This window comes from Nocardioides sp. CF8 (assembly GCF_000389985.1).
Taxonomy (GTDB): Bacteria; Actinomycetota; Actinomycetes; order Propionibacteriales; family Nocardioidaceae; genus Nocardioides; species Nocardioides allogilvus.
This window is the reverse complement of the sequence record NZ_CM001852.1, coordinates 4,127,161-4,136,167: the sequence shown is the minus strand read 5'-3', so window position 1 is coordinate 4,136,167 and position 9,007 is coordinate 4,127,161. Positions and strand designations below refer to the sequence as shown.

General features: G+C 69.6%; 8 protein-coding genes. 4 read left to right on the top strand and 4 right to left on the bottom strand.

Annotated features, from left to right (window positions below; translation table 11 throughout):
• The 4 genes from CF8_RS20130 to CF8_RS20115 form a co-directional block, all read left to right on the top strand.
• The coding region (locus CF8_RS20130; RefSeq protein ID WP_156887348.1) for an SDR family oxidoreductase at positions 1-499 on the top strand (499 nt) is incomplete at its 5' end.
• A 166-nt stretch (positions 500-665) separates the two neighbouring features.
• A complete protein-coding gene (locus CF8_RS20125; protein ID WP_232211543.1) occupies positions 666-1,856 on the top strand; it encodes an iron-containing alcohol dehydrogenase in 1,191 nt (396 codons plus the stop codon).
• Positions 1,853-3,298, top strand: a complete 1,446-nt coding sequence (locus tag CF8_RS20120; RefSeq protein ID WP_010834924.1) for a MadS family sensor histidine kinase — start codon at positions 1,853-1,855, stop codon at positions 3,296-3,298. Before CF8_RS20125 ends, CF8_RS20120 begins: the two co-directional genes overlap by 4 nt.
• Complete coding sequence (locus CF8_RS20115) at positions 3,295-3,972, top strand: MadR family response regulator transcription factor (RefSeq protein WP_036491637.1); 678 nt, start codon at positions 3,295-3,297, stop codon at positions 3,970-3,972. Before CF8_RS20120 ends, CF8_RS20115 begins: the two co-directional genes overlap by 4 nt.
• Here CF8_RS20115 and mftM read toward each other — a convergent pair.
• The 4 genes from mftM to mdo all read right to left on the bottom strand — a co-directional run.
• Positions 3,965-4,894: a mycofactocin oligosaccharide methyltransferase MftM gene (mftM, locus tag CF8_RS20110; RefSeq protein ID WP_036491635.1), complete on the bottom strand. Its 930-nt coding sequence runs from the start codon at positions 4,892-4,894 to the stop codon at positions 3,965-3,967. The two genes, CF8_RS20115 and mftM, sit on opposite strands and share 8 nt — an antisense overlap.
• Positions 4,894-6,414 carry a VWA domain-containing protein gene (locus CF8_RS20105; protein WP_010834921.1) on the bottom strand — a complete coding sequence of 507 codons (1,521 nt, stop codon included), beginning with the start codon at positions 6,412-6,414 and terminating at the stop codon, positions 4,894-4,896. The genes mftM and CF8_RS20105 overlap by 1 nt, the downstream gene beginning before the upstream one ends.
• A 4-nt stretch (positions 6,415-6,418) precedes the next feature.
• The gene (locus CF8_RS20100) at positions 6,419-7,627 is read right to left on the bottom strand and encodes an AAA family ATPase (RefSeq protein WP_010834920.1); all 1,209 of its coding nucleotides are present in this window, start codon (positions 7,625-7,627) and stop codon (positions 6,419-6,421) included.
• 92 nt (positions 7,628-7,719) lie between these two features.
• A partial coding sequence (gene mdo, locus CF8_RS20095) for an NDMA-dependent methanol dehydrogenase (RefSeq protein WP_036491633.1) occupies positions 7,720-9,007 on the bottom strand: 1,288 nt, incomplete at its 5' end.

Below are 9,007 nucleotides of genomic sequence, written 5' to 3'. Positions count from 1 at the left end.
GGGCGCCGCCGTGATGATGGGCGGCCGCTCCGCGTGGGAGACCACGCTCCCCGAGCTCGAGACCTTGTGGACCGTCGACGTGCTCGGCGTGTGGCATACCGCCACGGCCGCCGTACCCCACATGCTCGCCGGTCCCGACCCGACCGGTTGCCGGTTCGTCGCCATCGCCTCGGCCGCGGGCAGTCGGGGGCTGTTCCACCTGGCCGGCTACACCGCGGCCAAGCACGCAGTGGTCGGACTGGTGCGCGGCCTGGCCGCAGATCTGGTCGGGACGGGCGTCACTGCGGTGGCCGTGTCGCCCGGAGCCACCCGCACGGCCATGCTCGACGCGACGGCGCGGCTCTACGGCCTCGACGACCCGGCCGAGCTGGCTGACCAGCAACTCACTCGCCGGCTGCACGAGCCGGCGGAGGTTGCCGCGACGATCGCGCACTGCTGCTCCGTGGCGGGAGGACTGCTCAACGGGTCTGTCGTCGACGTGGGCGGCGGCACCGGCTGAGCTCGACCGACTGGTTGCGCCTGCCCGATCGGGCAGGTCGGCCCCCGCACACTGGCCGGCGGAACCCACCCGGTCGGCGCCTAGGGTCAGGTCGTCCACTAGCACGTGTTCACGGCTCACTTCCGTGGGGCTATCGTGGAACCGAACCGGGTGAGGAGGTCGTGTGGTGTCCGCACTGATCCCCTCGCGCCCGGCACCCCCAGTCCCGCCCGCCCTCGCGAAGTTCCACGCGCCCGAGGTTGTCTTCGGCGCCGACTCGCTGGGAGAAGCGGGCTTCGCGGCGATCCGGCTCGGCGCGCGACGACCGTTCCTGGTGACCGACCCCGGGATCGTCGATGCGGGGTGGGTGGCCATGCTGCTCACCCTGCTGGGGGCCGAGGGCCTGACGCCCGTGCTGTGGACGGGCGTCACCCCCAACCCCAAGGACCACGAGGTCCGAGGCGCCTACGAGCTGTACGCCGAGCAGGAGTGCGACGTCATCATCGCGCTCGGCGGCGGCTCGGTCATCGACGCCGCCAAGGGTGCCGCGATCCTGTCTGGCAACGGCGGCAACATCCGCGACTACGCCGGGGTCGACAAGGTCACGCGGCCCATCCCGCCACTGCTGATGATCCCCACGACGTCCGGGACCGGGGCGGACGTGTCCCAGTTCTGCATCGTCACCGACACCGACCGTCACGTGAAGCTCACCATCATGGGCCGCGCCCTGGTGCCGGACGTCTCGATCACCGATCCCCGCCTGCTCACGACGATGCCCGATGACCTCAACGCCGCGACCGGCCTCGACGCACTCACCCACGGCATCGAGGCCTTCGTGTCGCTGGCGCACAACCCGCTCGCCGATACCCATGCGCTGAACGCCGTGGGACTGGTCTGCCGCAACCTGCGCACCACGATCACCGAGCCGGCCGAGCTGACGGCTCGCGCCAAGATGGCGCAGGCCAGCCTCCAGGCGGGCCTGGCGTTCACCAACGCGATCCTCGGCGCCACGCACGCCATGAGCCACCAGGTCGGAGGCCTGCTGGACGCGCCGCACGGCGTGGTCAACGGGGTCCTGCTTCCTCACGTGATCCGTTACAACGCCCGGGCCGCGCCGGACCGCTTCGTCGACCTGGCCCAGTCGGCCGGCATCGCGATCGACGGCATGCCGGGCGAGGAGGCCGCCGAGCTCCTCGCCCAGCACGTCCGCCGCCTGGCCGACGACGTGGGCGTCCCGCGCGGGCTACGCGAGCTCGGGGTGACCGACGCCGACATCGACACCATGGCGCACACCACGCTCGACGACGCCTGCCTGACCACCAACCCTCGCGAGGCCACCGAGGGCGAGATCCGCCAGCTCTTCAAGGACGCGTTATGACGACGCGACCACAGTCGCCCCCACCGGACCTGGCCACCCTCACCGGTGTCAGGTCCGGCAAGGACTCTTACTACCGGGCCTACGTGCGCTCCGACGAGCGCATGCAACGCGCCGTACGCGCGATGGACTCCATCTCGCACGCGGTCGTGCGCACGCTCGAGGGACCGCGCGGGCTGTTGGAGGAGGTGGTGCGCGCTGCCGCCGCGCACCTCGAGGCGGAGTGGACGATTCTGGCGCTGTCCGACGGACACCTGCGAGGGGCCCGGCCCCGGTTCCTCGTGCTGGGACCCGCGGACGGCGCCCATTGTCAGCCGACCGCGGACGACGACGATCTGCCGGCGACCGTCCGACGTGAGTTGGGCGCCATCCGTGCCGGACACGCGCTGCGCAGCAACGACGACAACCCGTGGGTGCGTGTGCCGATGACGCTCGAGGGGCGGCCCATCGGCTGCCTCGTCGGCCTCCACCAGCTCGAGATCGACCCCGTACCCGGCGACCTGTCGGTGCTGCGCATCCTCGCCAACCAGGCCGCAGTCTTGCTCCACACCTCCGAGCAGTACCAAGCCGGCATGGCCCTGCACCGGCGGGGCCAGCTCCTGCGCGACGAGGCTCGCGCGCACGAACGCGACCTCGAGGTGCGCACCTCCGAGCTGCGCCGTGTCGAGGACCGCCTGGTGCTCGCGCGCCAGCGCGAGCTCATCGACACCGAGCGGCACCGGATCGCCCGCGAACTCCACGACTCGGTCGCGCAGTACGTCCTCTCGGCCGGCATGGCCGTGGAAGTGGCTCGGGAGGAGGCCGAGCAACTGGGCCAGGAGGGCGCCGGGATCTCCAGCCGGCTCGGCACGGCCAAGGACCTGTCGCAGCAGGCGGTCGACCAGCTGCGGCGCGCGATCTACGCCCTGCACCGCACCCCCAGCGACACGGTGGTCTCCCTCCCGGAACTGTTGCGCGAGGTCGCGGCCCACCACCGTCCCCAGCTCGTGGTCCAGGTCAGGATCGAGGGCGAGGCGACGCCGCTCCCGGTCGACGCCGGCCACGAGATCACCCGTGCGGTGGGCGAGGCGATGTTCAACGTCGCCGCGCACGCCCGCGCCGAGCGTGCGGTGGTGCGCCTGCGCTACCGGCCCGACCTGTTGTTGGTCACCGTGGCCGACGACGGTCATGGCGACCCGAGGGAGTTGAGTCGGCTCCTGCGCCTGGAGCGCGGTCGGCCGAGCGACGGCTTCCACCGCGGCCTCGCCAACATCGAGAGCCGTCTGGTCGAGCTGGGCGGCAGCCTCGCCTTCCGCCGGGCGCGTATCGGCGGAGTCCGCGTCGAGATGCGCATCCCGCTCCCACTCACGCCGCTCGACCGGCCGGACATCATCGACCATCTGGTCGCGACCTGGGGCCCGGCCGCCGGGCGCCTGACAGACAACCGAACCAAGGACGGCTCGTGACAACGCTGACACCACCCCAGCACGGCAGTGACCTGCAAACGGTGCGGATCATGCTCGTCGACGACCACGCCATCGTCCGCCAGGGCCTGCGCTCGATCCTGGAGCGGGAGCGCGACCTGATCGTGGTCGCCGAGGCATCCACCCCCGACGAGGCGCTCACCGTGATCGGCCGCTCCGAGCCGCACATCGTGCTGCTCGACCTCAAGTTGTCGACGGCCTCGGACACCGAGGGCCTCGACCTGTGCGCCGAGCTCACGAATCGCCATCCCGCTGTGGGGGTGCTGGTGCTGACCACCTTCCTCGACGAGCAGCTGGTGCTCAAGGCCATCCGGGCCGGCGCGCGCGGCTACGTCCTCAAAGACGTCGACACGTCGGGCCTCGTCCGGGCGATCCGCGACCTCAGTCGTGGCGAAAGCGCGTTCGATGCGCGCTCGGCGGCCGCGATGGTTCGCGGTCTCAACACCCCGGATCCCGAGGAGTCGCAGCAGCTCACCGCCCGCGAGCGCGAGGTGCTGCAACTGCTGGCTCGCGGGCTCTCCAACCGCGCCATCGGCGTCAAGCTCCACATCTCCGAGACGACCGCGAAGTTCCACGTCGGCAACATCCTGCGCAAGCTGGGGGTGTCCCGGCGCGCCGAGGCCGTCTACGAAGCGACCAAGCTCGGACTCATCTGAATTCTTGTCGGTCGATCACCAGCCACCCGCCGTGGTGCTCGCTCACCTCGAACGCCAGCCCCGTCGCCCGGCCCCACACGGCCAGGTCGTCCAGGCTGATCGTGCGGACATGGCCCCACGTCTCGTCGGCTTCGTCCTCGAGGGGTACGGCGATGACGACCCGGCGTGCGGCCAGGCGCACCGCCTCCGCGATCACGCGGGCGCCGTGCTCGGCGTCGAGATGCTCGAGCAGGTGGATGGCCAGCACCGTGTCGGCATGGGCGTCCGGGCCCGGGAAGTGCCCGGCGTCGGCCGCGACAGCCGTCAGGGAGATGTCGAGCAGCGGAGTCACCGCAGCGAGCAGCTGGCTGGTGCCGGGAGACAGGTCGCTTGCGGTCGTCCGCCGGCCGCTCGCCGCGATGCGCAGCGACAAGAATCCGAAGCAGCATCCGAGCTCGAGCACCGAGCCCGCAGCCAGCAACTGCTCGGCCCGAGCGTAGACGGGCGCGTAGTCGGCGATGGTGCCGTGGCGGCCGGTCCCGGGCTCGGCCTCGGCGTGGCCGTCGATGTGCTGCTCGATGCGCGCCAGCGTGTTGCGGTAGAAGAGCTCCCAGCTGTCCAGCGCTCCGGCCCGGGAGGTGCGCACGGTGCCGGTGAAGATCCGCTCGAAGAGCTCAGGTCCGCGCAGCCAGCCCGGTCCGAAGAGCTCGTCGGCGAGCAGGCCGGCGAGGTCGTCATCGACGAGCTCGGGCGGGACGCGATGGCCGACGTGGAGCAGGTCGCCGCCGTTGTGTACGTCGAAGTGTTCCGTGCGGACCGTGTGCAGTGCGCGGCGTGGTGGCACCGGTCCCTGCGCGCGGACCTCCACGACCTCGTCCACGTAGGCCCCGTCGAGGCACGCCCGGAACGGGTCGATGGGGGCCGAGGACGCGACCTCGGTCATCACCCGACCTCTGACATCGACGTGGTGACCCGGTCGAGGCCGGTGAGGTTGCGCACCACCTGGACGCGGCTGCAGTACTCCGCGTAGGCCGGCAGGTCGCAGCGACCCAGTCCCCAGGAATAGCGTGGTTCCGGCGTGAGCCAGGCCGTCTCGCGGGCGCGTCGGGTGATCTCCTCGAAGACCGACAGCCGTGGATCGTTGCCGTTGCCCCGGCCGTCCCCGAGCACGATGACTGTCGTGCGACGCGTGACGGCGGAGCCGAACTGTTCCAGAAAATCCTCGAACGCCGAGCCGTAGTCGGAGTCGGCATCGACGTCGAGCACCCCACCGGCCGGCAGCCCGGACATCACGAGTGAGAGCGCCTCTTCCGGATGGTGCTCGGCGAAGAGGTCGGTGATCTCCACTAGGTCCTTGACGAAGGCGAAGGTGCGCACCGAGGAGGCCAGCGACTGCAGGCTGTGCACGAGCTGGAGAGTGAACCGCGCCGCCGAGCGCACCGAGAGCGAGACGTCGCAGAGCACCAGCAGCTTGGGGCGGTCCTCCACCTTGCTGACGGTGACCGGGCGGAACGGGACGCCGTCGTACTTCATGTTCACGCGCATCGTGCGCGCGCCGTCGACGACGCCCCGCGCGGCGGCCTTGCGTCGGGGACGCGGAGCGCCGCGCAGCGAGCGCAAGAGGCGGCGCAGGGCTTCCTCGAGCTCGGCCCGCTCGTGCTCGTGGATCCGCTCGCTCTGGGCGGCCTGGATCTCGCGCTTCTCGATCTCATGCTCGACCGCCATCAACTTCTCGAGGTGCTGCTTGAGACGCTCCGGCAGGCCCGCCAGGAAGGGGGCGAGTGCGACCCGCAGGGCTTCGAGCGTGGCGCCTCGGTCCTCGTCGACGTCGGGCAGCGCATCCTCGAGCCAGCTGAGCAGCGCCATCTCCTGGGCAACGGTGAGCTCGACGTCGATCTCCATGCCGGGGCTGCGGATCAGGTCGCCGGGGGAACCCGGGTTGTGCATCCGGTGTGTGGAGATCTGCACCCGCGCGGCCTCGCCGGCACTGCCTTCGGTGTCGTTGGAGAGCACGATCTCGTCGGTCAGCGCAGCGATGTCGATCTTGTTCGCCTCCTGATGGAGGTTGTACTGCTGCGCCATGTCCTCCGGCTTGAAGAACTCCTTGATGTCGTCGGGCTTGCCGTGCGAGTGACCGTCCTCGGGGATGTCGCCGGGCTCGTCGGAAAGCGTGAACTGCTCGAGCTCGCCCTCGTCGGTCAGGTCGTCGTGGCTGTGGCCGTGGCCGACCTCGTCCTCGAAGACTGCCCGCAGCCCGAAGAACAGGTCGAAGACACGGTCGAAGGCGGCCAGGTCGCGGCGGTCCTTGATCAGGCTGACCATGAGCGCCGAGCGGAGCAGCTCGCGCTCACCGAGCACGCCGGCCTGCGCGACCGCGTGCATGGCGTCGATCGCTTCCGCCGTACTGACCCGAACCCCGTTGAGGCGAAGGAACCTGATGAAGCGGTGGACTGCCCCCTCCATCGGATCAGACCGGACGCTTGCGCGCGGAGCGGGCAGCGAACGAGCGTTCACCCTGGCCGGCCGTCACGGTCTTTGCCGGCGGCGATTCGTCTGGCTTGGCCGGACCGCCGTAGGTGTCGCCGTGGCGACCGGGCTTGTCCTTGGCGGCGCGGACCTCCTTGCCGTCCACGTCGGCGTCACGGTCGGAATGGCTGTGTTCGCCGTCCGTGCCGTGCCCGTGCCCGTGACCGTGCCCGTGCCCGTGGTCGTGCTTGCTCGGGACCTTCGCGTTAGGGTCGACTAGGTTGGGGATCGCGGCCAGCGCCTTCTTCAGGTCGCGTTCGTACTTCACGACCACGTTGAGGGTCTGTGACAGCACGTCGGCACTCAGCTCGCTGACCCCGAGCACGGCGAGCGTGCGGGCCCAGTCGATGGTCTCGGAGATGCTCGGTGCCTTGCGTAGCTCGAGCTCGCGCAGGCCGCGGACAATCTCGATGAGGCGGACGGCGAGGGCCTCGCTGAGCCCGGTGTCCTTGGAGTTGATGATCTCCAGCTCGCGCTGCGCCTCGGGGTAGTCGAGGAACAGGTGCAGGCAGCGGCGCTTGAGCGCGGCGGACAGGTCGCGGGTGTTGTTGGAGGTGAGCACGACGTAGGGCAGCTGCTTGGCCTTCACCGTGCCGACTTCGGGGATGGAGATCTGGAACTCCGACAACAGCTCGAGCAGCACGGCCTCGAGGGCCTCGTCGGCGCGGTCGACCTCGTCGATCAGCAGCACGACCGGCTCGTCGGAGTCGATCGCCTCCAGCAACGGTCGGGGCGCGAGGAAGCGCTCCGAGAAAAAGACGCTGTCCTGCTTGGCTATCCTCTCGACCGCCTCGTTGAGGTCGGCGGCGTCCTCAACAACCTGGCCGATCTTCTCGCGCAGGATCTGGGTGTAGAGCATCTGCTTGCCGTAGTCCCACTCGTAGAGGGCCTTGGTCTCGTCCTGGCCCTCGTAGCACTGCAGCCGGATCAGTCGCCGGCCGGTGACGGCGGCGAGACTGGTCGCGAACTGGGTCTTGCCGACGCCGGCCGGTCCTTCGAGGAGGACCGGTTTGCCCAGGCGGGTCTGGAGGAACACCGTCGTCGCGAGCCGATCGTCGGCCAGGTAGCCAGCTTCGCGGAAGCGCTCGAGAGCGTGGGCGACGTCGTCGAACTCGCCTTCGCCGGCGGCATTGCGCGGATCCGTGTTCACTGGCGCTCCCTCGAACGTGGTAGGGATGGGGTCCGGACCCGGGCAGCACGGCGATCGCTGCCCGGTCCGGCGTACAGGGGTGAAACCCGGCCTCAGGAAAGGAGGTCGTCCAGGTCACCGTTCATGCAGTGCTCGATGACGGGGCGAACCGTCTCGAAGGTGCACTCCTTGGCGTTGCCCGGGGTGCAGGCGTCGCCGAGGACGTGGTTGGTGATGCGGTCCACGTCTTCCTTGTCGCCGGTGATCACCTTGGCGTTCTCGTAGAACTTCGTCGGGCCCTGGCCCAGCCGGTTCTTCGAGTAGCTGTCGGCGGTGATGTCGGTGAACTTCTCCGGGATGCCCACGTCGCGCAGCAACCGGATCGACGCAGCGAGCGCCGCGTCCGCAGCCTGCGGCTTGGTCATGCCGCGGGTGTCGATGCCCATCGCCTCGGCGATGTCGGCGAAGCGGCCGTACGCCGCTGACATGTTGAACGCCCACACGCGGGGGAGCGCGATGGCGTTGTTCAGGCCGTGGTGGGTGTCGTAGAACGCGCTGACCGCGTGCGACGTCGAGTGGATGATGCCGAGCCCGCCGGAGTTGAACGCCTGGGCGGCGATGTACTGCGCGTACATCATGCCTTCGCGTCCGGCGAGGTCCTGACCGTTCCAGACCGCCGCCCGGAGGTGCTCCGACGTCAGCTTGATGGCGTGCAGCGCGTTGCCGAGGCACGGTTGGAAGTTGATCCGGGAGACGTAGGGCTCACTGGCGTGGGCGAGCACGTCGAAGCCGCACTGGGCGGTGTAGTCGACCGGGCAGTCGAAGTAGAGCACCGGGTCGTCGATCGCCAGGGAGGTGATCGACGCGTCGTCGAAGGCGACGTACTTGTGCGGGTTGTCGGGGTCGGTCGTGGTGTCGGTGATGACATAGGCCCACGAGGTCTCCGAGCCGGTGCCGGCCGTGGTGGAGACCGCGATGTGCGGCGGGTTCTTCGGGTTCTCGGACATGTTGAAGCCCTCGAACTCGTTGACGTTGCGACCGTCATGGGCCACCGAGACACGCGCGCCCTTGCAGGCGTCGTGGGACGAACCGCCACCGATGGAGACGAACGAGTCGCACTCGTTCTCCTGGTACATCGCCACGGAGTCCATGACGTTGTAGTCCTTCGGGTTGGACTCGACCTTGTCGTACACCACGACCTCGAGACCGTGGTACTTCATCGACTCCACGATCTTGTGCACGATGTCGGTGCCGCGCAGTCCCGACGTCATGACCAGCGTCTTGCGGAAGCCGAGCTTGAGCGCCTCGGGCCCGATCATCTCGTGCGCGCCGGGTCCCATCAGCGCCCTGGGGAACGGATGGAACTCCTTGATGGGGAACGGCTTCAGCAGTTCGTCGACC